This window comes from Halopseudomonas pertucinogena, from assembly GCF_014646575.1.
GTDB lineage: Bacteria > Pseudomonadota > Gammaproteobacteria > Pseudomonadales > Pseudomonadaceae > Halopseudomonas > Halopseudomonas pertucinogena.
The window spans coordinates 96,344-117,567 of sequence record NZ_BMNN01000001.1; the positions used below are offsets into that span (position 1 = coordinate 96,344).

The window sequence follows — 21,224 nt, forward strand, 5'->3', positions numbered from 1 at the left end:
GGCGGTACCTACATTCCCGAAACCGCCTACCTCGGCACCGATGGCGGCCCCGCTTCCGCGCCCGCCAGTGCGGACCGGGCGGCAGTAAAGCAGGCCAAGGTGATCGGTGAGGTGTCTGCCAGCATGCCGCACAACGACACCAAGGCCAGCGAATATGGCCGCGCCGGTGCGCCGCCGGCGGGGTCGGTGTCGCCGGTGTTCGACGATCTGGCTGCGGCCAGTACACCGAGCGAGATGAACAGCAACGCCAAAACCGGCGGGGCAGGGCCGGTGAAGGATGGCCAGTTCAAGGACGGCTCGCTGGACAAGGACCGGGCGCCGCCGCCCCAGGGGCCGCTGACCACCAACCAGGGCGTGCTGATGGCGGATAACCAGTCCTCGCTCAAGGCCGGCCTGCGCGGTCCGGCGCTGCTCAAGGATTTCATCCTCCGCGAGAAGATCACCCACTTTGACCACGAGCGCATTCCGGAGCGGGTCGTTCATGCCCGGGGCTCGGGTGCGCATGGGTTCTTTGAGGCTTTCGACAGTCTTGAGCACCTGACCTGCGCCGCGCCCTTTGCCGAAAAAGGTAAGAAGACGCCAGTGTTCGTGCGCTTCTCCACCGTGGCCGGTGAGCGCGGCTCCAAGGACACCGCCCGTGACGTGCGCGGTTTTGCCATCAAGTTCTACACCGATCAGGGCAACTGGGATCTGGTGGCCAACAACATGCCGGTGTTCTTCATTCAGGATGCGATCAAATTCCCGGATCTGGTGCATGCGGTGAAGCCCGAGCCGCACCATGCCATGCCCCAGGCGGCCTCGGCTCACGACACCTTCTGGGACTTCGTGTCGCTGATGCCGGAAAGCACCCACATGCTGATGTGGCAGATGTCCGACCGGGCGATCCCGCGCAGCTACCGGATGATGCAGGGCTTCGGGGTGCACACCTTCCGCTTCGTCACCCGGGAGGGCAAGGCGACCTTCGTGAAGTTTCACCTCACGCCCAAGCTGGGCACCCACTCGCTGGTGTGGGACGAGGCGGTGAAGATTGCCGGGGCTGATCCGGACTTCCACCGCCGCGACCTGTGGGAGGCGATTGATGCCGGGGAGTATCCGGAGTGGACCTTCGGCGTGCAGCTGATTCCCGAGGAGGATGCGGAGAAGTTCAGCTTCGACCTGCTGGACTCGACCAAGATCATTCCGGAGGAGCTGGTGCCGGTGACGCCGATCGGCCGGCTGGTGCTCAACCGCAACCCGGACAACTTCTTTGCCGAGACCGAGCAGGTGGCCTTCTGCGCGGCCCACGTGATTCCCGGCATCGACTTCACCAACGATCCGCTGCTGGCCGGGCGCATCCACTCCTATCAGGACACCCAGCTGCTGCGTCTGGGCGGGCCCAACTTCCACGAGATACCGATCAACGCGGCGGTGGTGCCGGTCAACAACAACCAGCGTGATGGCTTCCACCGCCAGACCATTCACCGCGGCAAGGTAGCCTACGAGCCCAACTCCCTGGCCGGCGGCTGCCCGTTCCAGGCAGGCAATGCGGGTTTTGTGCCCTTCCCCGAGCCGGTTTCCGGGGTCGAGCTGACCGGCAAGCCGGAGAAGTTTGCCGAGCACTACAACCAGGCCCGGCTGTTCTTCAACAGCCAGACGCCGGCGGAGCAGAAGCACATCATCGATGCCTTTGCCTTCGAGCTGGGCAAGGTGACGGTGCCGGCGGTGCGCGAGCGCACCGTATCGATGCTGCGCAACGTGACCGACGCGCTGGCGATTCCGGTAGCGAAGAAGCTCGGCATCACCAAGCTGCCGCCGCCCATGCCGCCGGCCACCGACAAGGTGTTCAAGCCTGAAGTGGAGAAGTCCGATTTCCTGTCGCTGCGGTCCTTCCCCGGCGAGGCGGGCATCCGCACCCGCAAGGTCGCCATTCTCTGCGAGGACGGCGTGGACGGGGCCGCAGTACGCAACGTGGCCGAAGCACTGATTGCCGAGGGCGCGGTGGTGCGACTGGTCAGCTCAAGACTGGGCGCGATCACCGGCGAAAGCCTGTCGGTGGAAGCGGATACGACCTATGAAGCGTCGCCTTCCGTGGTGTTCGACGCCATGGTGCTGCCCGGCGGCAAGTCGGCAGCCGAAGCCATGATGAAGAACGGGGAGGCGCTGGGCTTTGTCCGTACCCTGTTCCGCCACTGCAAACCGATGCTTGTGATAGGTGAGGGCGCGCAGGTGCTGAAGAAGGCCGATATCGACCCGACCGCAAGCTACCCCGGTGTGCATGTGGTGGCCAAGGGCGGGGATGGAACCGCGGATCTGATCGCCTCCATGATCAAGCACCGGCATTTCGAGCGGGAAACGGATCCGCCGATGGTGTGAGCAGTGGAATGCGGCCATCCGGAGAGGATGGCCGCATATATGGCCCCGCTGGGCGGGCCCCGGTATAAGTAGGTAGCGCCGGCGCGTTCGACGTACCGGGCGGAGGGCCGCCCGGGGGATCGCGGGCGATTTTCGAGGATTGCGCCATGTACCATCGTATCGCTGTAGCAGCTTGCCTTCTGGCGGGCTGTCTCTGTATTTCCCCCGCTCATGCCGGGCCACCGGAGGGCAAGGGGCCGCCACATCACCGCGCCCATGAAAACGGACACCCCGGACATGGCAAGTCGGGGAGGGAGCATCGTCACAGGAATGACCATTATTCCGATCGTGACCTGGTGCGCACTGTAGTCAGTGCCGGTATCTCTGCGGTGTTGGCGCGGGATTACGCACGCCAGGCAGGCCTGACCGGTTATCGAGATCTGCCGCCGGGTATTCGCAAGAACCTCGCGCGTGGCAAACCCCTGCCTCCGGGCATCGCCAGAAAGGTCGCACCCGGTGCGTTTCTGGACCGCTTGCCCCGCCACCAGGGCTACGAGTGGCAGATGGCAGGAACGGATCTGATTCTGGTGTCGGTGGCTACCGGCGTGATTGCCGATATTCTGCTGGATGTTTTCGATTGAAGCCCGGTTAAGTCGGCCGGGCAAGCGTCAGCATGCTTTCCAGCAGGCCGCTCCGGCCCTGCGACAACTGACCACATTTCCCCGCACTTTTTCTTGACAGCCATCAAGGGGCAGCTCAGGTGCCGCTTGTAGCCTGAGCATGAAGCTTGGGAGCGGGTGTCAAGGACGACCTTGGTCTACACCTGCGTTCCCGAGCATGTTCCGACTCTGCTCTGCAGGGTCCAATCTGATCCGGGATCGAACCTATGAGAACCTTACTTCTCTTTCTGTTTGCCTTGAGCGGCCTTGTCGGGTTGGGTGCCCCGGCATTTGCCGACCACCCCAGTGGCACCGCCAATGTGAAGTATGTGCCGGATGTCGTCTTCACTCTGCGCACCGATATCGCCGACGGCAAGCTGGTGTATATCAGCGAAGCCGGCCCGACCAAGGGGCAGGTTAACCCTGAGCTGCGGGTGCCGGTGGACGCCGTGGTGCAGGTGAACATCGTCAATGGCGACGGTGCCCTGCATGACTTTGCCATTCCCGACTTCAAGGTCAAATCCGACCAGATCGGTGGCAAGGGCTCGGCCACGGCCATTGTGTTCAAGGCGAACAAGGCCGGCGTCTATGAATACCTCTGTTCACTGCCGGGTCACAAGGCGGCTGGTATGTTCGGCAAGCTGATCGTCGGCGATGTTCAGGAGAGCGCTGGCAGCCAGTTCCCCGATCTGTCCAAGAACCCGGCTGAGGTGGGCGAGCCGGTGGGCAAGCGCGGACCGAAGACGGTCACCTTCGACCTGGAAACCACCGAGGTGGAAGGCCGGCTGAGTGACGGCTCCAGCTACAAGTTCTGGACCTTCAACAACACTGTCCCGGGCCCGATGCTGCGGGTGCGCGTAGGCGATACCGTCAACATCAACCTGAAGAACGCCGAGGACAGCGCGCATATCCACTCGGTGGACTTCCATGCCGTGACTGGCCCGGGCGGTGGTGCCGCAGTGACCCAGGTAGCACCCGGTCACACCAAGAGCTTTTCCTTCAAGGCGCTGGCTCCCGGCCTGTACGTCTACCACTGCGCCACCCCGATGGTTGCCCAGCACATCACCAACGGCATGTACGGCATGATTCTGGTGGAACCTGAAGGCGGGCTGTCGAAGGTGGATCGCGAGTACTACGTGATGCAGGGCGAGCTCTATACCGCGCAGCGCCATGGCTCATCCGGTCTGCAGGAGTTCTCGCTGGAAAAACTGCTCGATGAGCGCCCAGAGCACATGATGTTCAACGGCTCCATGGATGCGCTGTCCGCCACCCACAAGATGGAATCCAATGTCGGTGAAACCGTGCGCATCTTCTTCGGCGTCGGCGGCCCCAACCTGGTATCCAGCTTCCACGTGATCGGCGAGATCTTCGACCGGGTGTGGGATCAGGCGTCCCTGACCAGCCCGCCGCTGACCGATGTACAGACCACACTGGTACCCCCGGGCGGCGCAACCATGGTGGAGTTCAAGACCGAGTACCCCGGCAAGTACATTCTGGTGGACCATGCACTGTCCCGCGCGGAGAAAGGCCTGGCCGGTATCCTGACCGTCAATGGCGAGGCTGACGACAGCGTGTTCAAGACCAAGGAGAAGATCGACCCCAACAGCGGACACTGACCATCCGCAATGAAAAAAAGCCCCGGGCAGCAATGTCCCGGGGCTTTGTGTTTCGGCAGGCCAGATCAGTTGAAGTCGTACTTGCTCTCGATGGCCCGCTTCTTGGTCACGTACTGGTGACGGTCCAGTTCCTCGAGCGCCAGCTGGTCATCCAGACGGCTGAGCTCCGCCTGCATCTCACGCTTGAGATGATGCTTGGTCATGTCGTAGTTGATCGCCATCGAGCCGTTATAGCCGCTGATGGGATCCCAGAGAATTGACAGAGGCCAGAAGAGCAGGTTGACAACGCCGAGGCCCGGCGACCGTGCATAGAACGAACCCCCACCAGGAAGTATGCCCAGGGCGGCACCTACGGAAGGATCCTTTTCCTCAACCAGAACATCGGCCGCTTCCATCGCGCGATATTCCCTTTCCTGCATGGAGTTGAGCCCGCTGGCACAGCCAGTGATCATTGCCGCGGCCAGAACACTCGCACACAGCTTCCCTAACTTCAGATACATAACGATTCCCTTTGAATTCAATCATGCTTGCAGGAAACGGAGTTGCCATTTCCCGCAAGTCCTGTACTGGCGCACCTGCAGCGGGCGCTCAGCGCGCGACATCATAATGAAATGAAAGTGGCATCTCCAACTAAATAGTCACCGCAGGCTCGCTTGCCGGCGCCTCGGATATCCATCAAGGTAAGAAATCGCTGCGGACCATCTCGACAGAGCGTAAACGATGCATATCCAGATCCTGACAATGAGCTTTTCGCTCCCTGGCTGCCGGTCTCTCAAGGAGAAGCGGCAACGCATGGGTGGCATTCATGAGCGTTACGGGCGGCAGCCAGCGGTGGCAGTCTGCGAGAGCGGTGATCGCGAACGGCTGGATGCGAGTGAATGGAGTTTTGTTGTGGTGGGCAATTCTGCGCAGGAGGTCGAATCGCTGTGCAGCGAGATTGAAGAAAGGGTACAGCGGACAGTGGATGCCAGGGTGATGGCGGCTGTGCGGGACAGATTGTAACGCGCCAGCCGCCGGTGCTTGATAGTTTGGACATCCTTCACTCATCCAGCACCATACTGAACCCGCCGTAGATCATTCGCTTGCCGTCGAAGGGCATGGGGTTGGTATCCGACTGCAGGCGCGGGTCGTTCATGACCTTTTCCATTCCCCTGTCCCGCACCTCGCGGGAGGGCCATTCGATCCAGGCGAATACCACGGCTTCATCCGGCTTGCGTTTCACCGCCATGCTGAAGGACGTCAGCTGACCTTCCGGCACGTCATCACCCCAGCACTCGGTGACGCGCAGGGCGCCGTGCTCCCTGAAGACTGCGGCTGCCAGGCGGGCGTGGTGGATGTAGGCCTCCTTGTTGGCGGTGGGTACTGCAGCAACAAAACCATCGATGTAGTTCATGATTGACTCCTTAGAGAATAAAAAGCATTCAGTCACGTGGCGGTAGTTCCCGCACCGGGCGCACTTCAATGCTGCCCAGCCGCGCGGGCGGTATGCGGCTGGCCAGCTGCAGTGCCTCATCCAGATTCTCGGCCTCAAGCAGATAGAAGCCGGCAAGCTGCTCCTTGGTTTCGGCAAAGGGACCGTCGCTGAGCAGGGTTTCGCCATTGCGTACCCGCACCGTGGTGGCAGTGCCCGTGGGCTGCAGCGCCTGCCCTGTAATGTACTTGCCCGCTGCGGTCAGGCGCTCGACGCCCGCCACGCATTCCTGATTCAGGTCATGCCATTGCTGCTCGGTCATGGCTTCGATAAGGCTCTCCTGGTAGTACACCAGAGCGACGTATTTCATGGGTTGGGTACCTCCGAGGGTGACTGTGAATGGCCGGTGCCGTAACCGATCATCCAGTGAATGCCGAAGCGGTCGGTGGTCATGCCGAAGCCCTTGGCCCAGAAGGTCTCGGCGAAGGGCATGAAGATCTAGCCGCCCTGCTGCAGCTGGTCGAAGACGGCAGCGGCCTGTTCCAGGCTGGTGAATTCCAGATGCACGCAGCTGCCCTGCATGGGTTCATGACCGCCGCAGGCCATATCCGCGCCCATCAGTCGCCGGCCACGGATGTTCAGCGAGGCATGGATGATGCGGTCCGTCATATCGGCGGGCACATCCGCTGCGGCGGGTGTGTCGCGATAGGGGATGAGGGCTTCGAGCACGCCGCCGGTAAGCTCCTGGTAGAAGGCCATGGCTTCCCGGCAGTTGCCGGGGAAGGACAGGTGGATGTTCATCTCGGTCGGCAGCCGCAGCTGGCGCTGGTACTGCTCCTCGACGCTGCTGAGGTCGAAATCGCCTGCTTCGTAGTAGCGGCGCAGCTCCAGCGTGACGTTGCCGTGGCCGTCCTCCACCGGCCACTGCCTGGCCCATTCGATGGCGTCTTCCAGGGTGTCCACTTCAAGGATCGAGTAGCCGGCCAACTGGTCGACTGCCGGGGTAAAGGGCCCGCGAACGACCTCTGGCTCGCCGTTTCTGAAGACGATGCGACAGCCTTCGGCGGTGGGGCGTACGCCGTCGCCGTTCACAAAGACGCCGGCCTCGGCCAGACGCTGGTTGTAGTTGAGCATGGCGTGCAACAGTTCGGCAGAGGGCATGACACCTTGTTCGGTCTCTTCGTCGGCCTTGCGCATCAGCATGAATTTCATCTTGTCGCTCTCCTCATTGGGCAGTGTTTATCCCTGAGTCGTGCGATCGACGCCGTAATCGACAGCGCAGCGGCATTTTCCTGAAAAATTTTCCTATCGTGCCGGTGGCGCGGCATCCAGCGAGTCCAGTTGCCGAAGCAGAAAGCGCCGTTCCGGCTCCTGGGCGACCAATGCCAGGGCCTGCTGGTAGGCGAGGCGGGCGGCGGGCTTGTTCCCGGCCCGTCGCAGCAGGTCAGCTCGGGCGGCATGGAACAGGTGGTAGTTGAGTGCCTCGCGGGATGAGCCAAGCTGCTCCAGCAGAGCCAGGCCCGCCTGTGGCGAGTCATGCATGGCGACGGCAACGGCGCGGTTCAGGCCGATCACGGCGGTGGGTTGCTGCCGGTACAGGGCTTCGTATAACTGGACGATACGTTTCCAGTTGGTGTCATCGGCACGCGCGGCCATGGCATGCTCGGCGGCGATGCTGGCCTGCAGGGTATACGGGGCGATGGGCGTCAGCTGCAGGGCTCGGGTCAGATGGTCAAGCCCGCGCCGGATCTCCGCCTGGTGCCAGCGACTGCGGTCCTGCTGTTCAAGCGTGACCAGATCGCCATGGGTGTCCTGGCGCGCATCCCGGCGCGCGTGTTGCAGGTACATCAGGGCCGTCAGGCCGAACACCTCCCCCGACGGCAGCAGGGCGCAGAGGGATTCGGCCAGGGCGATGGCTTCGGTGGCCAGGCTGACATCCTGCAGCTGCCGGCCCTCGCAGCGTGAATACCCTTCGTTGAAGACCAGATAGATGACCTTGAGCACGTCCGGCAGGCGCCCGGGCAGTTCATCCTGGTCCGGCACCTCGTAGGGAATGCGTGCATCGCGGATCTTGCGTTTGGCGCGCACCAGGCGCTGCGCCAGGGTAGCAGGCTGCTGCAGAAGGGCGCGGGCGACCTGCTCGGTGCTGAGACCGCACATCTCGCGCAGGGTCAGGGCCACCCGCGCTTCCATGGCCAGTGCCGGATGACAGCAGGTGAACAGCAGGCGCAGCATATCGTCGTCGATGGGCCCGGAAGTGAAATCTTCCGAAACCGGCTCGTCCGGCTCCAGTTGCGGGTTATAGCGCCGCGCCGTCTGGTTGCGGCGGATCTGATCGATGCCGCGCCGATGGCCGGTATTGATAAGCCAGGCGGTGGGGTTCTCCGGGATGCCGTCCCCGGGCCACTGCCGCAGGGCAGCGATGAAGGCCTCCTGCAGGCATTCCTCCGCCAGGCAGAAATCATTGAGCAGTCGGATCAGCGCCGCCAGCACGCGGCGGGAATGGTTCCGGTAGACCTGCTCGATGGCACGGGGATCAGTGAGTTCGCTCATGTCGGGCACCCGATGGTGGTGATCCAGTATGGCAACGCATGGGCACCTGTGCACCTGGTAGATGACCATGTTATCTCAGCCGCGTAAAACAGCACGCTCAGGCGAGGCGGCGTCTACACTGCATATCGTGATTACATGAATCCGGTCAGGGAGAATGGCATGGGAAGTATGCGTTTGCAGCACCGTCTGGCGATCGCCGTCATGGGTCTGGTTCCACTGGCCGGCCATGCGGACCTGTATTCCCTGAAGATAGAGAACGACATCATCGCCTCCGACAGCGACGGTCATTACAGCAACGGGGTCGAGCTGATGCGCTCGTTCCAGCCGGCGGCCGATCACTGGTCGCAGCGCCTGGCCAACGCAGCGCCGGACTGGCTGGTGGACGATCTCGATAACGTGGCCTATCGCTTCGGCCACCAGATCTACACCCCGGATGATATCGAGATTGCCGAGCTGATCGAGGACGACCGACCCTACGCCGGCCTGTTGTTCGCGGGCGTGTCGCTGTTCGATGATACCGAGCATGACGGCTGGCGCGATGTGCGTGGTCTGCATGTGGACGTCGGCCTGGTAGGCCCGGGTGCCGGCGGCAAGCGAATCCAGCGGGCGGTGCATGACGCGACCGGGAGCGACGAGCCCAGGGGCTGGGACAACCAGCTGCGCAATGAGCCTTTCATCAACCTGGGCTACCAGCAGCGCTGGTGGCTGCAGCAGCGGTTTGCGGGGCTGGAGCTGGAATACGGCACGAGTCTCGGCGGCTCAGTCGGTAACCTGTATACCTATGGATCAGCTGGCCTGGGGCTGCGCATCGGGCAGTCGCTGCGGCGCAGCTTCAGCCTGCCGGCGGTGGCTCCGGCGCAGGGCGGGAGCATGTTCTTCGACCAGGGCGGCGGCTTCGCCTGGAGCGTCTTCTTCAATCTGGAGGGGCGCTACATGGCTCACAACATGCTGCTCGACGGCAACACCTTCAAGAGCAGCCATTCGGTGGACAGCCGCGACTGGGTAGGTGATGCCAAGGCCGGGCTGGCGCTGACCTGGAGTCAATGGCAGCTGACCTTCGCCAGTGTCTGGCGTACCCGTGAGTTTCATGAGCAGGACGAGCATGACCAGTTCGGCTCGCTGACGCTGTCCGCCTGGTTCTGACTGCAGGTACCGAGCAACGCCTGCCTGGCCCCAGGCAGGCGTCGGGCCGGTCAGGCGACCAGATCCTTGGGGTTGGCGCCGTACTGGTTATGGCCGGCCTGACCGTCCTGCACCAGGAACACCAGCAGGATGATGCTGCCCACCACCGGAATCAGGGAGATGAAGATCCACCATCCGCTGCGGTCGATATCATGAAGCCGGCGGACCGTGACCGCCAGTGCGGGGAGCAGGACAAAGAGGCTGTACAGCAGGCCAAGTACACCGGGACTGTTCATTGCGCCTTCAACGATTGCCAGCAGAACGGCAACGATGAGGTTGAAGAGGCAGAACATCCAGTATTCCTTTCTTCTAGAGCGACCCGCGAATACCGCGTACTTCTTCAGAACTTCCAGATACCATTCCATAGTTTCCATTCCCTTTTCTTGTTGTCGTTATCTGCTCTGGGTGAGCCCCGGACACTCTGCACGGAAGCGTTCGGATCAGTCGGGTCGCACTCCATTGCGATAGCGGAACAGTATTACAGCACTGCAGCCTTTACAAGCAGGCTTTCCGCTGCGGCCGGAGCGCAGGATTTCTCCTATATTTCCGGAACGTCTATCTGCCTGCCGGAGCTCCGATGCCCAGAAAACCCTCTGTTGCCGAACAGCGCGCCATCCTGGCCCGGCTTGAGAAGTTCAGCCGGTTCACCGACAATAGCATCGCTTTGCCGTTCACCCGATTCAGGATCGGTGTTGAACCCCTGATCGGCCTGGTGCCCGGAATTGGTGATTTCGCGGGCCTTGCCATGTCCTGTTATGTGCTGTGGGAGGCACAGCGGGCTGGCGCCAGTGGCAGGATCAAGCGCCAGATGCTGCGTAACATGGGCATCGACTTTGTCCTGGGTCTGGTGCCGATCGTGGGCGATGCCTTTGACGCCGTGTTCAAAGCCAACATGCGTAATACCCGACTGCTCAGAGACTTTCTGAACCAGGAGCTTGCGGTTGAACCGCCTCCGCGCCGGTTTCCCTGGAAGGTAATGATAGGTCTGTCCGTACTCTTCGCCATTGTCATCGGTGGCGCAGCGGTTCTGCTGTAAAGACCCTTCCAGCGACATCTCTCATGAACTCCGCAGACAGCGATTGATTATGCCCCAGCATGGGGATGACCGTCTGCTAATCTCATTGCATCGCTCACGGTGCCGTACACACGGCGCCGTGTTGCGTATTGACCAAGAGGATGCCCATGTCTACGACGCCATCTGATGACGCTGCCGTCGCGCACGCTGCAGACCTTCGTCTACGAACCCGGCGGCTCGGAATGGATGGGCGGCTGGACGCTGTTCTTCTGGGCCTTCTGGCTGGCCTGGGGACCCTTCGTCGGGGTGTTCCTGGCGCGGATTTCCCGCGGGCGTACCCTGCGCGAATTCGTCATCGCCGCGATCACCGCGCCGGTATTGTGCGACTTCATCATCGTTTCGCTGTTCGGTAACTCGGCGCTGTTCCAGGTGCTGCAGGGTAATCTGGACTTCGCCGAGCTGGCGATGGGCAGTCCCGAGCAGGGCTGGTACGAGCTTCTGTCGATGTTCCCGGGTGCCATGTTGCTGATCGGTCTGGCGACCCTGTCGGGCCTGCTGTTCTACCTGACCAGCGCCAACTCGGGTGCCATGGTCATGTCCAACTTCTCCGCGTCGATCCCCGACCCGGCTCAGGACGGGCCGAAATGGCTGCGCATCTTCTGGGCAGTGCTGACGGCGGTATTGACCATCGCCATGCTGCTGGCGGGCGGGGTCACCACCATGGAATATGCCACGCTGATCTTTGCGCTGCCGGTGACCATCATCGCCTATCTGGTGATGATGTCCTTCCACAAGGTACTGCGCATGGAGCGCGCCGAGCGCGAGGGGCAGGTGCTGCGCAGGCCGACCCTGGCACCCATTGGCGGGCATCTGCCGGAGCGGTCGTGGAAGCAGCGGCTGGAGCAGATGCGGTCCTATCCGTCGCTGCGCCAGGTCATGCAGTTCATGGAGCGTACCGTGCGCCCGGCCCTGGATGAGCTGGAAGCGGAGTTCCGCAACCAGGGATATACCGTGGAACGCGAGGTCATGCAGAACGCCTTCGGTACCGATGAGCCGGTGCTGCGGGTCGTTATGGAGTCCTTCCGCGCGTTCCACTATCAGGTGGCGGTGGTCGAGGCGCCGGTACCGATGTTCACCGGCCGCATGTCGAGGGAAACGGACGTCTATTACCGGCTGGAAGTGTTCACCCAGACGGGGTCCGGTGGCTATGACCTGATGGGGTTGACCAAGCAGCAAGTGATCGATGACGTGCTGGAGCGCTACGAGGCGCACCTGGCGTTCCTCACCCTGTCGTCGGAGACAGCCACTTCGTCGGTTCTCACCCCCAGCGTGCTGCCCAAGGATGAGCCGCCGATTCCGCCGGCGGCGGACGACATACACGATCTGGACGACAGGAAGGACTGACGGCCGGGGCGGCAGATCAGGAGTGCTGGCTGAGCTGCTCGCGCACCAGCTGTTCCATCCTGCCGCTCAGTCGCTTGCGCAATTCGGCCTCGATGATCGGCAGCATCTCGTCGATCACGTCCTGCATGACCAGCTGTGCCTCGGAATGCAGGCGGGCCTCCAGACGCACCTCGCGGGCCCCGGTATGCGGGCCTGGCGGCGCGTAGTCAAGATTCTGCTGCAGTAACCGTTCAAGCTGCACCCGTTCGCCGGCCAGTCTGGCCAGCGACTCGTAGGGCAGAAAGGGGTTCGGCGGCCGCTCTGCGGCAGGCGGAGGGGGAGCCGGCGGCGCAGCGGGCTTGTCGCTGCCGGAGGTGATGATGTCATCCAGCAAGGGGATGTCCATCTGTTCGGCGCCCGGCTGATCGTCATCCAGCAGGGTGCGGATGGATTCCAGGTCCTTCAGCAAGCGGGACGGGTCCGTTGGCTCGCGCTGCGTCATACTTCATCCTGCTATCCGTATCTGATGAGTTTTCAGAGGATAGCCCCGTTCGCGATAAAAACGAAATCGTTCTCGCGCTGGAGACAGCACAAGCTCGTGTTCCACGAGTATTTCCGCCAGACGGTTGAATCGGCTGAAGAACAGCGGGGTGTCGTTGCTGAGATTGATCAGCAGGTCGTGATGCGGAGTGGGATCATCCGCCCAGCCGCAGACGACATTCGAGTCCGGCTGATCCGGATGCAGCGCATGGGGCAGGAAGGCGTCCGGGCGGAACGACCACAGCAGCTCATCCAGCTGTTCGGCCTCTTCCTCGGTGGCGCAGTGCAGGTAGACCTTGCGGTTGTGCGACCAGGCCTTGTGGGCCAGCCGGCAGGCATAGTGCAGGCGGGCTTCGCGGCTGTCGCTGTTGAGCACGTAGAAATCGATTCTGGTCATGGTGGGAGTGTCCAGCCCTCAGCTGCGCGCTGCAAGCGGCAGCTGAGGGCTGTCGGGGTCAGCCGACCTGGTTCAGCAGGTACTGGGTCAGCAGGGGGACCGGGCGCCCGGTGGCGCCTTTCTCCTTGCCGCCGCTGACCCAGGCGGTACCGGCGATGTCCAGGTGCGCCCAGGGATAGGCCTTGGTGAAGCGGGACAGGAAGCAGGCCGCGGTGATGGTGCCGGCCTCGCGACCGCCGATGTTGGCGATGTCGGCGAAGGGGCTGTCCAGCTGTTCCTGATACTCCTCGAACAACGGCAGTTCCCAGCCGCGGTCGCCGGCCTGTTTGCCGGCGTCCAGCAGCTGGCTGACCAGCTCCTGGTTGTTGCCCATGACGCCGGTGGTCTTGGTGCCCAGCGCGATGATGCAGGCACCGGTGAGGGTGGCGATATCCACCACGCTGGCCGGATTGAAGCGCTCGGCGTAGGTCAGGGCGTCGCACAGCACCAGACGGCCTTCGGCGTCGGTATTGAGGATCTCGATGGTCTGGCCGGACATGCTGGTGACGATATCGCCGGGCTTGGTGGCGGTGCCGCTGGGCATGTTCTCGGCAGCGGCGATGATGCCGGTGAGGTTGATCGGCAGCTGCATGGCAACCACCGCACGGAACACGCCCAGTACGCTGGCGGCACCGCACATGTCGTACTTCATTTCGTCCATGCCGGCACCGGGCTTGATGCTGATGCCGCCGGTGTCGAAGGTGATGCCCTTGCCGACCAGCACGTGGGGCTGGGCCTTGGCGTCGGCACCCTGATAGCTGAGTCGGATCAGCTTGGCCGGCTCGGCACTGCCCGCGCTTACCGCCAGCAGCGAGCCCATGCCCAGCGCCTTCATGTCCTTCTCTTCCAGCACCTCGACCTCGATGGCGTTGAACTGCTTGGCCAGCGCCTTGGCCTGCTTGGCCAGGTAGGTGGGCGTGCACACGTTGCCCGGCAGGTTGCCCAGGTCCCGGGTCAGGCTGGCACCGTCGCTGATGGCCTGGCCATGCTGGATGCCACGCTGGAGCGCGTCGGCATCGGCCTTGTCGGCAGACCACAGGCTGCACTTGGCCAGGCGAGGCTTATCAGCTTTCTTGCTCTTGAACTGGTCGAACACGTAGAGGTTGTCACGCACAGCTTCCACCAGCAGGCGGGTGCGGGCGTAGAGGTCGCGGTCCTTCACCGGCAGGTCGGTCAGGGTCAGTACGGCATCGGTCGCCCCACCATTTTTCAGGGTGGCGGTTACCGAGGCGACCAGCTTGCGGAAGCTGCGGTCATTCAGTTCGTCCTTGCCGACGCCGGCCAGCAGCACCCGCTGGGCAGTGACGCCGGGCAGGGCGAACAGCATCAGGCTCTGACCCTGTTTGCCGGTGATGTCGCCACGCTTGATTGCAGCGCTGATCTGGCCGCCGCTGGCGGCGTCCAGTTCGGCGGCAGGGCCGGTGAGGGTTTTTGCTTCGCTGATGCCGACCACCAGACAACCGGTTTTGATGGTTGCCAGCGCGCCGTGTTTGACGTTGAAATCCATGGTACTCCCCAAGACAAATCAGATGGTTTGACCGATAATGCGCCCATTGCAACCGGCTCCGGCAGGAGCACGGTTGGCCATTCATGGGCAGACATGCGTGAGTTCATTCTGGCCTATTACCGTGGGCCCATAAAGCCCCGGCTTCAAGGAAGCATAGTGTGATTGTATTCCGATACCTCAGCCGTGAGGTGCTGATGACGCTGGCGGCGGTCAGCGGTGTGCTGCTGCTGATCATCATGAGTGGCCGCTTCATCAAGTACCTGGCGCAGGCCGCTGCGGGTCAGCTGGACCCGGGCGTGCTGTTCACCATCATGGCGTTCCGGCTGCCCGGTTTTGTGGTACTGATCGTGCCGCTGGGCATGTTTCTGGGCATCCTGCTGGCATACGGGCGCATGCATCTGGACAGCGAGATGGCAGTGCTCTCGGCCACCGGCATCAGCGACCGGCGCATCCTCGGCTATACCCAGGGCCCGGCCCTGCTGGTGGCCCTGTTCGTCGCCTGGCTCAGCCTCTGGGTGGCGCCGGCGGGGGTATGGCAGACCCAGCAGCTGTTCAACGAGCAGGACGCCATGACCGAATTCGATACCCTGGCAGCGGGCCGCTTCCAGGCGCTGGGTACGGGCCAGCGGGTAACCTATGCCGGCGGGCTGTCGGACGACCGTACCGAGCTGGAAACGGTGTTCATTGCCGAGCGCACCGGCTCCGGTGAGGATGCCAGCGTCGGTGTGCTGGTGGCCGAGGGCGGGCGTCAGCAGCTCAGCCCCGACGGCAGCCGCTACCTGGTGCTGCACAACGGTTACCGCTACGACGGGCGGCCCGGGTCGGCTGACTTCCGTACCATCCAGTACGATACCTATGGCGTGCTGTTGCCCAAGCCGGAGGTGATCACCGAGATCACCGACCGCGAAGCCATGCCCACCAGCCGGCTGCTGAACAGCGACGACCTGAAGGACCTTGCCGAGCTGCAGTGGCGTCTGGCGATTCCCCTGCTGGTGCCGATCGTGGCGTTCTTTGCCGTACCGCTGGCGCGGGTGAACCCGCGCCAGGGGCGCTTTCTCAAGCTCGTCCCTGCGGTGATCCTGTACATGGCCTATCTGGCCCTCCTGGTCAGCGCACGCGGCTGGATGGAGTCGGGCACGACGCCGGCGGCGATCGGCCTGTGGTGGGTACACGTGCTGTTCCTGGGCATCGGTCTGATCCTCAACTTCCGTGCGCTTACCGCGCCGGGCGCGCCCGCGGGAGGTGCCCATGCGGCTGCTTGATCGTCATATCGGCACCACCGTGTTCTTCAGCGTGGTCAGCGTGGCGCTGATCATCGTCGGGCTGGATCTGCTGTTCGCCTATATCGGCGAGCTGGAAGACCTGGAAGGGGATTACGGCGCGCTCGAGGCGCTGATCTACGTTGTCCTGACCATTCCCCGGCGGCTCTACGAGATGCTGCCGATGGCGGCGCTGGTCGGTTGTCTGATCGGCCTCGGCACGCTGGCCAGCAACTCCGAGCTGACCGTGATGCGCGCCTCCGGTGTGTCCATACCCCGCATCATGGGCGCGGTCCTCAAGCCGCTGCTGATATTGATGGCCGCCGGCGTACTGCTCGGTGAATACGCCGCCCCCTATACCGAGAATCTGGCGGAGAGCCGGCGGGCGCTGGCGGTGGGCAGCGGTGAGGCGGTCAAGGCCAGGGGCCTGTGGCATCGGGAAGGGGACGACTTCATCCATATAAACGCGGTGCAGCCCAACGGCACGCTGCACGGCATCACCCGTTACCGTTTCGACGAGGACCGCCGGCTGCTGGAGACCAGCTTTGCCCAGCGCGCCCGGGTACAGGACGAAAGCTGGTTGCTGGAGGACGTCTCCGCCACCCTGTTCGAGGCGGATGGCACCAGCCGGGTGGAAAGCCATGACCAGCAGCGCTGGGATGTCGGGCTGTCGCCGCGGTTGCTGCGGGTGGTCCTGCTCGACCCGGACGTGCTGCCGCTGACCGGCATCTGGCATTACCAGAATTACCTGGCCGAGCAGGGGCTGAACAACAGCCCCTATATGCTGGCGTTCTGGAAAAAGCTGCTGCAGCCGGTCACCACCGCTGCGCTGGTGTTCGTCGCCATTTCCTTCATCTTCGGTCCGCTGCGCTCGGTTACGCTGGGCCAGCGGGTGTTCACCGGGGTATTGGTCGGCTTCAGTTTCCGCATAGTGCAGGACCTGCTGGGGCCATCCAGCCTGGTGTTCGGATTCTCACCGCTGATCGCGGTGCTGCTGCCGATCCTCATACTGCTGCTGATGGGCAGCTGGCTGATAAGGCGGGCTGGGTAATACCGGCCAGCCTCCCCCGTTGGTGTGGTTCCGACCAATAATCGTGATCTGTGTCCTTTGTGATGCAGTTTCGCCTTTTGTTTGTTCGTGAGTCTCCTATAGTTCCTGCACCTTGCCGTCCGTTTCCGGGCGCGCCGGGTGCTATCCCAACGAACTGAACAAGAAGGAGAGTCACCATGTCGTTGATACATATCAGCCGCAAGGTCCTGCTTGCGGGATTGTTGTTGCTGCCCCTGCAGGTGCTTGCCGTCAATCCGCCCACCGTCCCGGATCCGGATCCGCCGGTAGGCAACCCGCTGCCGCCGGTGTCCCGCGTGGATGTGGACGGACCCTACGCGACCACCATCGACACCCGTGCCGGCCCGTCCCGCTCCGGCTGGGTAGTGCGGCCGAGCAATCTCGGCGCGAATGGGGTCGTGCACCCGGTATTTATCTGGGGGCCCGGCGCAGCCAGCCGGCCCAGTGATTACGAGGACCACCTGCGGCGTATCGCTTCCCACGGCTTCGTGGTGTATTCGGAAGTGTCGAGCAACTCGGGCAGCGAGATGGGTGCCGCGCTGGACTGGCTGATCGAGCAGAACAACAACTCGCGCAGTGATTACTACCAGAAGCTGGATACCAGCCGGATCGGTGCCGGCGGCCACTCACGCGGTTCGGTGGCCACCTTTGCCAACGCCAGCGACCCACGGCTGACCACCACCATCCATGTGGCGGGCGGCTCCTTTGACGGACGTGGTCCGAACAACCTGCGCAAGCCGGCGGCGTTCATCTGCGGTGAGGACGACCGTACCGCTACGCCCAACTGTCGGCGCGACTACACCAACACCCGTACGCCGGTGTGGTTCACCGTGATCGATGATGCCAGCCACACCAGCACTGCCCGAGACGGCCTGGCGGTGATTGTCGGCTGGTTGCGCTGGCAACTGGCGGGCGAGACCGAGCGCCGTACCATGTTCATCGACCCGAGCTGCGATTTCTGCGGCCGTGGTTACGAGACGCAGTACAAGAACTGGTAAGGGTGAAGGCAAGTGCCGAGAGGGAACTCGGCACTCATCCGGCAACGTTGTAGACCAGCCCCACGACCGCAAGGGCCAGAAGCAATATCGCCGAGACCAATGTGATCAGGCGCTTGAAGCGGGGCGACAGGAACCGGCCCAGTAGCAGGATGTAACCGCCCAGAATCAGCATGTCCAGTGCGACCCAGATGAGGGTGAGTACTGCGATGCTGGCAGCGAAGGAGCTGGTTACCTGAATGAACTGCGGGAACAGCGCGACGAAGAAAAGGATGTCCTTCGGGTTGGAGATGCCCACCAGAAGACCCCGCAGCCAGCCGCCCGGACGCAGCCGTGGCGTATCGTCATCGGCGCGCTCGGTGGCATGGCGTCGTATCGTGCCGATCGACAGCCAGGCAATGTAGAGGCAGCCGGCGATGCTGATCCAGCGGAGTGTTTCCGCTTCCAGCACGGCCGCGCCGGAAATGACCAGTGCAGCCGCGGTGATCAGCACCAGCGATGCGCAGGTTGCGCCGAATGCGGTCATGACCGCCCGCCGCGGCCCGCTGGCGGCAGCCGTGCTCATCACCAGCGCAACGACCGGGCCCGGGGTGGCAATCAGCATGACCACCACTGCGATATAGGACAGCACCAGAGCCAGGTTCATTGGCGGACTATTCCTTGGGCAATACCACCGTGCGCGTGCCGGAGACGATATCGGGCCAGGTGCGCGACTGCCTGTCCCACAGTGACCACCAGATGCCCAGACCGCCGAGCAGCCAGCTGACCAGCGCAATGCTGACCCGAATGACCGACTGGCGCCAGGTGATGGAGGTGCCGTCCGGCTGCTGCACGCGCATACGCCAGGCCTGCATGCCCAGGGTCTGACCGCGCAGGGTCCAGAACAGGCCGAAGAAGCCATATATGGCTAGGATGACCAGCACGCTGAGCAGCGGGTCCTGATCAAGCTGGCCTGCATCGGCCATGGCCTGCAGGGCCTCGGGGCCATATATGAATCGCAGCACGCCCTGGTGATAGGCCAGGGTGAGCACCATGACCAGTGCCACACAAAGCATCAGGTCGTAGAAGGCGCCGGCCACGCGGCGGAACAGGCCGGGCGCGGGGAAGTCACCGCGGGGGTAGAGTTGCTTGACCGCCATGTAGGCTCCGTTGGCTGGGCGCTCAGCGCCGTTTCAGGGGTGGTTGATCAAACCGCACGGCTGCCAGCCCGTGCTGCATCAGCGCGCGGATGTTGGCGTGGCCGCTGCCGTTGGGGTCGGCCAGCACCGACTGGTAGTGCTCGCCAAAGCAGGCCAGCGCCTGGTCATCACTCAGCCCCAGGTCCAGCGCCATTGCCAGAATGCGGCAGGAACCCTGATTCTCCGTGGCGCTGTTGTACAGTGGCCCGTTATGAAAGCCGCTGGGCCGATAATGGTAATGCCGTTCGATGAAGCCAAGGGTATCGGCAAACCGGTGGTCGGCGGCGCCGAGCCGTGCGATGAAGTCCGCAACCCCCATCAGCGCTGCGCACTCAGGGTGATGGACACCGACTCGGAAAACCGCAGCGCATGGGGCTTGTCCACCTCGACCTCGGCATAGCGCACCTGCTCATGCTGCATGACGATATCCAGCACTTCCTGGGTCAGGCGCTCGAGCAGGGCGAAGCGGTTGCTCTCCACGTGGCTGATGATCGCCTTGGTGATGGTGCGGTAATTCAGCGCGTGTTCGATCTCGTTGATCGCCACCGCCATTTCCGCCGGGTAGAGGATGGAGGCATTGATCAGCACATCCTGGCGGTTGTTGATTTCCTCTTCCTTGATGCCGATGAAGGTGCGCAGCCGCAGATCCTTGATTCTGATCCGCGCCATGCCCGGTTCCATGCGCTCCATGTCAGCTGTCCCTCCCGATCAGCTGCAGGAATTCCTGCCGCGTATTGAACGACTCGCGGAAGCTGCCGAGCATCACCGAGGTCATCATCGACGAGTTCTGCTTCTCCACGCCGCGCATCATCATGCACATGTGCCGCGCCTCGATCACTACCGCCACACCCATGGCGTCGGTGACCGACTGCACCGCCTCGGCGATCTGCCGGGTCAGGCTTTCCTGGATCTGCAGGCGACGGGCGAACATGTCGACGATGCGGGCAATCTTCGACAGGCCGATTACCTTGCCGTTGGGCATGTAGGCAACGTGGGCCTTGCCGATGAAGGGCAGCATGTGGTGTTCGCACAGCGAGTACAACTCGATGTTCTTGACGATGACCATCTCGTCGCTGGATGACTGGAACAGCGCGCCATTGACGATCTCCTCCAGCGACTGTTCATAGCCGCGACAGAGAAACTGCATGGCCTTGGCGGCACGCAGGGGAGTGCCCTTGAGCCCCTCGCGGTTGGGGTCCTCGCCCAGATTGGCAAGGATGTCGTGGTAATTGCTGGTCAGGTTTTCAAGGCTCATGGGGTTTCTCGTGTAGGTTCATTTGAGGTTCCTGCCGCCGTTCAGATCAAGGCAGGTACCCGTGACGTAAGGGTTGTCCATCAGATAGCGGATGGACTGGTAGACCACTTCCGGGCCGGGCTCGAAGCCCAGAGCGGACTTGGCCAGCGCCCTTTCGCGGTACTCTTCACTGTCGCCGTCGTTGAACATGATCAGTGCCGGGGCAATGCTGTTGACCTTGATGCGCGGTGCCAGGCGTGCGGCGAAGCCCAGGCTGATCGCTTCCAGCCCGGCCTTGCTGGCGCTGTAGGCAATGTGCCTGGCGCTGCCGCGCTGTGCAACATGGTCGCTGATATGGATGATGTCGCCGGTCACCTGCGGATCGAACAGCCGATCACTGGCCAGGTTCATCAGGTAGGGTGCCTGCATGTGCACCATGAACATGGCCTGCAGCGCGTCGGCTTCCCCTTCGTCATTCAGCCAGACGGAGGCGTTGTGAATCAGCGCGCGCAAGCGGATGTCCCGTTCCACCAGAGTATCGATCAGTCGCTCGATGCCTTCGATAGTGGCGAAATCGGCCACCAGGACCTCGATACCTTCCAGCGGTTGTTGCTGCCATTCGGGGCGCGGCTGGCGGCAGGTGATAAGCACCCGGTAACCGTCGGCAACGAAGCGGCGGGCGCAGTGCAGGCCGATGCGCTGGGCAGCCCCGGTGATCAGAATGGTCGGTCTGTCGGACATGATGACGATGCAGTGAACAGGTTCATGGAGCGGCCTATCTTACCATGCTGGCTCGCTGCTGGCGCTCGCCCGCCGGACAGCGGCGGCGGGGGCAGGCATAATGGGCCGATTTCAT

At 63.0% G+C, this 21,224-nt stretch carries 26 protein-coding genes; 10 read left to right on the top strand and 16 right to left on the bottom strand.

Annotated features, from left to right (window positions below; translation table 11 throughout):
- Positions 1–234 precede the first annotated feature (234 nt).
- The 3 genes from IEW63_RS00455 to nirK all read left to right on the top strand — a co-directional run bounded on the left by IEW63_RS00455 (position 235) and on the right by nirK (position 4,606).
- Complete coding sequence (locus tag IEW63_RS00455) at positions 235–2,352, top strand: catalase (protein WP_373288208.1); 2,118 nt, start codon at positions 235–237, stop codon at positions 2,350–2,352.
- Positions 2,353–2,498: 146 nt separating this feature from the next.
- Positions 2,499–2,972, top strand: a complete 474-nt coding sequence (locus tag IEW63_RS00460; protein WP_188634646.1) for an anti-virulence regulator CigR family protein — start codon at positions 2,499–2,501, stop codon at positions 2,970–2,972.
- 245 nt (positions 2,973–3,217) lie between these two features.
- The gene (nirK, locus tag IEW63_RS00465) at positions 3,218–4,606 is read left to right on the top strand and encodes a copper-containing nitrite reductase (protein WP_188634647.1); all 1,389 of its coding nucleotides are present in this window, start codon (positions 3,218–3,220) and stop codon (positions 4,604–4,606) included.
- A gap of 65 nt (positions 4,607–4,671) precedes the next feature.
- Here nirK and IEW63_RS00470 read toward each other — a convergent pair whose 3' ends face one another.
- The gene (locus IEW63_RS00470) at positions 4,672–5,106 is read right to left on the bottom strand and encodes a hypothetical protein (RefSeq protein ID WP_188634648.1); all 435 of its coding nucleotides are present in this window, start codon (positions 5,104–5,106) and stop codon (positions 4,672–4,674) included.
- 220 nt (positions 5,107–5,326) lie between these two features.
- Between IEW63_RS00470 and IEW63_RS00475 the strand changes: the two genes are divergently transcribed.
- Positions 5,327–5,608, top strand: coding sequence for a DUF503 domain-containing protein (locus IEW63_RS00475; RefSeq protein WP_188634649.1), 282 nt, complete (start codon positions 5,327–5,329; stop codon positions 5,606–5,608).
- 37 nt (positions 5,609–5,645) lie between these two features.
- On the opposite strand, the gene IEW63_RS00480 is transcribed toward IEW63_RS00475, so the two are convergent.
- The 5 genes from IEW63_RS00480 to IEW63_RS00495 form a co-directional block, all read right to left on the bottom strand.
- Entirely contained in the window at positions 5,646–5,999 is a 354-nt protein-coding gene (locus IEW63_RS00480) for a DUF1428 domain-containing protein (RefSeq protein ID WP_188634650.1), read from the bottom strand.
- A 28-nt stretch (positions 6,000–6,027) separates the two neighbouring features.
- Positions 6,028–6,387 (bottom strand): YciI family protein, encoded by a 360-nt coding sequence (locus IEW63_RS00485; protein WP_188634651.1) that lies wholly within the window; start codon positions 6,385–6,387, stop codon positions 6,028–6,030.
- Positions 6,384–6,509 (bottom strand): hypothetical protein, encoded by a 126-nt coding sequence (locus IEW63_RS14680; protein WP_272872559.1) that lies wholly within the window; start codon positions 6,507–6,509, stop codon positions 6,384–6,386. The genes IEW63_RS00485 and IEW63_RS14680 overlap by 4 nt, the downstream gene beginning before the upstream one ends.
- Before the next feature lie 6 nt (positions 6,510–6,515).
- Positions 6,516–7,229, bottom strand: a complete 714-nt coding sequence (locus tag IEW63_RS00490; RefSeq protein ID WP_229710235.1) for a YciI family protein — start codon at positions 7,227–7,229, stop codon at positions 6,516–6,518.
- Positions 7,230–7,322: 93 nt separating this feature from the next.
- Positions 7,323–8,570, bottom strand: coding sequence for an RNA polymerase sigma factor (locus IEW63_RS00495; protein WP_188634652.1), 1,248 nt, complete (start codon positions 8,568–8,570; stop codon positions 7,323–7,325).
- Between the two features lie 159 nt (positions 8,571–8,729).
- On the opposite strand from IEW63_RS00495, the gene IEW63_RS00500 reads away from it, so the two are divergent.
- Entirely contained in the window at positions 8,730–9,713 is a 984-nt protein-coding gene (locus IEW63_RS00500; RefSeq protein ID WP_188634653.1) for a lipid A deacylase LpxR family protein, read from the top strand.
- Between the two features lie 50 nt (positions 9,714–9,763).
- Here the strand turns inward: IEW63_RS00500 and IEW63_RS00505 are convergent, their stop codons facing one another.
- Positions 9,764–10,117, bottom strand: a complete 354-nt coding sequence (locus IEW63_RS00505; RefSeq protein WP_188635504.1) for a DUF805 domain-containing protein — start codon at positions 10,115–10,117, stop codon at positions 9,764–9,766.
- Positions 10,118–10,329: 212 nt separating this feature from the next.
- On the opposite strand from IEW63_RS00505, the gene IEW63_RS00510 reads away from it, so the two are divergent.
- Entirely contained in the window at positions 10,330–10,788 is a 459-nt protein-coding gene (locus IEW63_RS00510; RefSeq protein WP_188634654.1) for a DUF4112 domain-containing protein, read from the top strand.
- 165 nt (positions 10,789–10,953) lie between these two features.
- Entirely contained in the window at positions 10,954–12,171 is a 1,218-nt protein-coding gene (locus IEW63_RS00515) for a BCCT family transporter (protein ID WP_229710237.1), read from the top strand.
- A 16-nt stretch (positions 12,172–12,187) separates the two neighbouring features.
- Here the strand turns inward: IEW63_RS00515 and IEW63_RS00520 are convergent, their stop codons facing one another.
- From IEW63_RS00520 to IEW63_RS00530, 3 genes are read right to left on the bottom strand one after another with little or no spacing between them, the layout of a single operon-like run.
- Complete coding sequence (locus IEW63_RS00520) at positions 12,188–12,652, bottom strand: hypothetical protein (RefSeq protein ID WP_188634655.1); 465 nt, start codon at positions 12,650–12,652, stop codon at positions 12,188–12,190.
- Between the two features lie 3 nt (positions 12,653–12,655).
- Entirely contained in the window at positions 12,656–13,087 is a 432-nt protein-coding gene (locus tag IEW63_RS00525) for a DNA polymerase III subunit chi (protein ID WP_188634656.1), read from the bottom strand.
- A 58-nt stretch (positions 13,088–13,145) separates the two neighbouring features.
- Positions 13,146–14,633: a leucyl aminopeptidase gene (locus tag IEW63_RS00530; protein WP_188634657.1), complete on the bottom strand. Its 1,488-nt coding sequence runs from the start codon at positions 14,631–14,633 to the stop codon at positions 13,146–13,148.
- Positions 14,634–14,791: 158 nt separating this feature from the next.
- Here IEW63_RS00530 and lptF point away from each other — a divergent pair, with 158 nt between their 5' ends.
- The 3 genes from lptF to IEW63_RS00545 all read left to right on the top strand — a co-directional run bounded on the left by lptF (position 14,792) and on the right by IEW63_RS00545 (position 17,959).
- Complete coding sequence (gene lptF, locus IEW63_RS00535; protein ID WP_188634658.1) at positions 14,792–15,895, top strand: LPS export ABC transporter permease LptF; 1,104 nt, start codon at positions 14,792–14,794, stop codon at positions 15,893–15,895.
- Complete coding sequence (gene lptG / locus IEW63_RS00540) at positions 15,882–16,943, top strand: LPS export ABC transporter permease LptG (RefSeq protein WP_188634659.1); 1,062 nt, start codon at positions 15,882–15,884, stop codon at positions 16,941–16,943. Before lptF ends, lptG begins: the two co-directional genes overlap by 14 nt.
- 176 nt (positions 16,944–17,119) lie before the next feature.
- Positions 17,120–17,959 carry a poly(ethylene terephthalate) hydrolase family protein gene (locus IEW63_RS00545; protein ID WP_188634660.1) on the top strand — a complete coding sequence of 280 codons (840 nt, stop codon included), beginning with the start codon at positions 17,120–17,122 and terminating at the stop codon, positions 17,957–17,959.
- A gap of 34 nt (positions 17,960–17,993) precedes the next feature.
- On the opposite strand, the gene IEW63_RS00550 is transcribed toward IEW63_RS00545, so the two are convergent.
- The 6 genes from IEW63_RS00550 to folM are packed head-to-tail and all read right to left on the bottom strand — an operon-like array spanning position 17,994 to position 21,109.
- Complete coding sequence (locus IEW63_RS00550) at positions 17,994–18,602, bottom strand: LysE family translocator (RefSeq protein WP_188634661.1); 609 nt, start codon at positions 18,600–18,602, stop codon at positions 17,994–17,996.
- A 7-nt stretch (positions 18,603–18,609) separates the two neighbouring features.
- Positions 18,610–19,095 (bottom strand): RDD family protein, encoded by a 486-nt coding sequence (locus IEW63_RS00555; RefSeq protein ID WP_188634662.1) that lies wholly within the window; start codon positions 19,093–19,095, stop codon positions 18,610–18,612.
- Between the two features lie 22 nt (positions 19,096–19,117).
- Positions 19,118–19,453, bottom strand: coding sequence for a HopJ type III effector protein (locus IEW63_RS00560; RefSeq protein WP_188634663.1), 336 nt, complete (start codon positions 19,451–19,453; stop codon positions 19,118–19,120).
- A complete protein-coding gene (gene folX, locus IEW63_RS00565) occupies positions 19,453–19,824 on the bottom strand; it encodes a dihydroneopterin triphosphate 2'-epimerase (protein WP_188634664.1) in 372 nt (123 codons plus the stop codon). The genes IEW63_RS00560 and folX overlap by 1 nt, the downstream gene beginning before the upstream one ends.
- A 1-nt stretch (position 19,825) precedes the next feature.
- Positions 19,826–20,389, bottom strand: coding sequence for a GTP cyclohydrolase I FolE (gene folE / locus IEW63_RS00570; protein ID WP_188634665.1), 564 nt, complete (start codon positions 20,387–20,389; stop codon positions 19,826–19,828).
- Positions 20,390–20,407: 18 nt separating this feature from the next.
- Positions 20,408–21,109, bottom strand: a complete 702-nt coding sequence (gene folM / locus IEW63_RS00575) for a dihydromonapterin reductase (protein ID WP_188634666.1) — start codon at positions 21,107–21,109, stop codon at positions 20,408–20,410.
- Between the last annotated feature and the right edge of the window lie 115 nt (positions 21,110–21,224).

Excerpts from the sequence above, each read along its gene's own strand:
- IEW63_RS00505 (WP_188635504.1), bottom strand. The coding sequence starts at position 10,117 with ATGGAATGGTATCTGGAAGTTCTGAAGAAGTACGCGGTATTCGCGGGT.
- nirK (WP_188634647.1), top strand. The coding sequence starts at position 3,218 with ATGAGAACCTTACTTCTCTTTCTGTTTGCCTTGAGCGGCCTTGTCGGG.
- IEW63_RS00485 (WP_188634651.1), bottom strand. The coding sequence starts at position 6,387 with ATGAAATACGTCGCTCTGGTGTACTACCAGGAGAGCCTTATCGAAGCC.
- IEW63_RS00545 (WP_188634660.1), top strand. The coding sequence starts at position 17,120 with ATGTCGTTGATACATATCAGCCGCAAGGTCCTGCTTGCGGGATTGTTG.
- IEW63_RS00460 (WP_188634646.1), top strand. The coding sequence starts at position 2,499 with ATGTACCATCGTATCGCTGTAGCAGCTTGCCTTCTGGCGGGCTGTCTC.
- IEW63_RS14680 (WP_272872559.1), bottom strand. The coding sequence starts at position 6,509 with ATGCCCTTCGCCGAGACCTTCTGGGCCAAGGGCTTCGGCATGACCACC.
- IEW63_RS00530 (WP_188634657.1), bottom strand. The coding sequence starts at position 14,633 with ATGGATTTCAACGTCAAACACGGCGCGCTGGCAACCATCAAAACCGGT.
- IEW63_RS00560 (WP_188634663.1), bottom strand. The coding sequence starts at position 19,453 with ATGGGGGTTGCGGACTTCATCGCACGGCTCGGCGCCGCCGACCACCGG.
- IEW63_RS00490 (WP_229710235.1), bottom strand. The coding sequence starts at position 7,229 with ATGAAATTCATGCTGATGCGCAAGGCCGACGAAGAGACCGAACAAGGT.
- IEW63_RS00480 (WP_188634650.1), bottom strand. The coding sequence starts at position 5,999 with ATGAACTACATCGATGGTTTTGTTGCTGCAGTACCCACCGCCAACAAG.
- IEW63_RS00555 (WP_188634662.1), bottom strand. The coding sequence starts at position 19,095 with ATGGCGGTCAAGCAACTCTACCCCCGCGGTGACTTCCCCGCGCCCGGC.
- IEW63_RS00520 (WP_188634655.1), bottom strand. The coding sequence starts at position 12,652 with ATGACGCAGCGCGAGCCAACGGACCCGTCCCGCTTGCTGAAGGACCTG.
- IEW63_RS00500 (WP_188634653.1), top strand. The coding sequence starts at position 8,730 with ATGGGAAGTATGCGTTTGCAGCACCGTCTGGCGATCGCCGTCATGGGT.
- IEW63_RS00470 (WP_188634648.1), bottom strand. The coding sequence starts at position 5,106 with ATGTATCTGAAGTTAGGGAAGCTGTGTGCGAGTGTTCTGGCCGCGGCA.
- lptG (WP_188634659.1), top strand. The coding sequence starts at position 15,882 with ATGCGGCTGCTTGATCGTCATATCGGCACCACCGTGTTCTTCAGCGTG.
- folM (WP_188634666.1), bottom strand. The coding sequence starts at position 21,109 with ATGTCCGACAGACCGACCATTCTGATCACCGGGGCTGCCCAGCGCATC.
- folE (WP_188634665.1), bottom strand. The coding sequence starts at position 20,389 with ATGAGCCTTGAAAACCTGACCAGCAATTACCACGACATCCTTGCCAAT.
- IEW63_RS00550 (WP_188634661.1), bottom strand. The coding sequence starts at position 18,602 with ATGAACCTGGCTCTGGTGCTGTCCTATATCGCAGTGGTGGTCATGCTG.
- IEW63_RS00455 (WP_373288208.1), top strand. The coding sequence starts at position 235 with ATGAACAGCAACGCCAAAACCGGCGGGGCAGGGCCGGTGAAGGATGGC.
- IEW63_RS00510 (WP_188634654.1), top strand. The coding sequence starts at position 10,330 with ATGCCCAGAAAACCCTCTGTTGCCGAACAGCGCGCCATCCTGGCCCGG.
- IEW63_RS00515 (WP_229710237.1), top strand. The coding sequence starts at position 10,954 with ATGACGCTGCCGTCGCGCACGCTGCAGACCTTCGTCTACGAACCCGGC.
- IEW63_RS00525 (WP_188634656.1), bottom strand. The coding sequence starts at position 13,087 with ATGACCAGAATCGATTTCTACGTGCTCAACAGCGACAGCCGCGAAGCC.
- folX (WP_188634664.1), bottom strand. The coding sequence starts at position 19,824 with ATGGAGCGCATGGAACCGGGCATGGCGCGGATCAGAATCAAGGATCTG.
- IEW63_RS00475 (WP_188634649.1), top strand. The coding sequence starts at position 5,327 with ATGCATATCCAGATCCTGACAATGAGCTTTTCGCTCCCTGGCTGCCGG.
- IEW63_RS00495 (WP_188634652.1), bottom strand. The coding sequence starts at position 8,570 with ATGAGCGAACTCACTGATCCCCGTGCCATCGAGCAGGTCTACCGGAAC.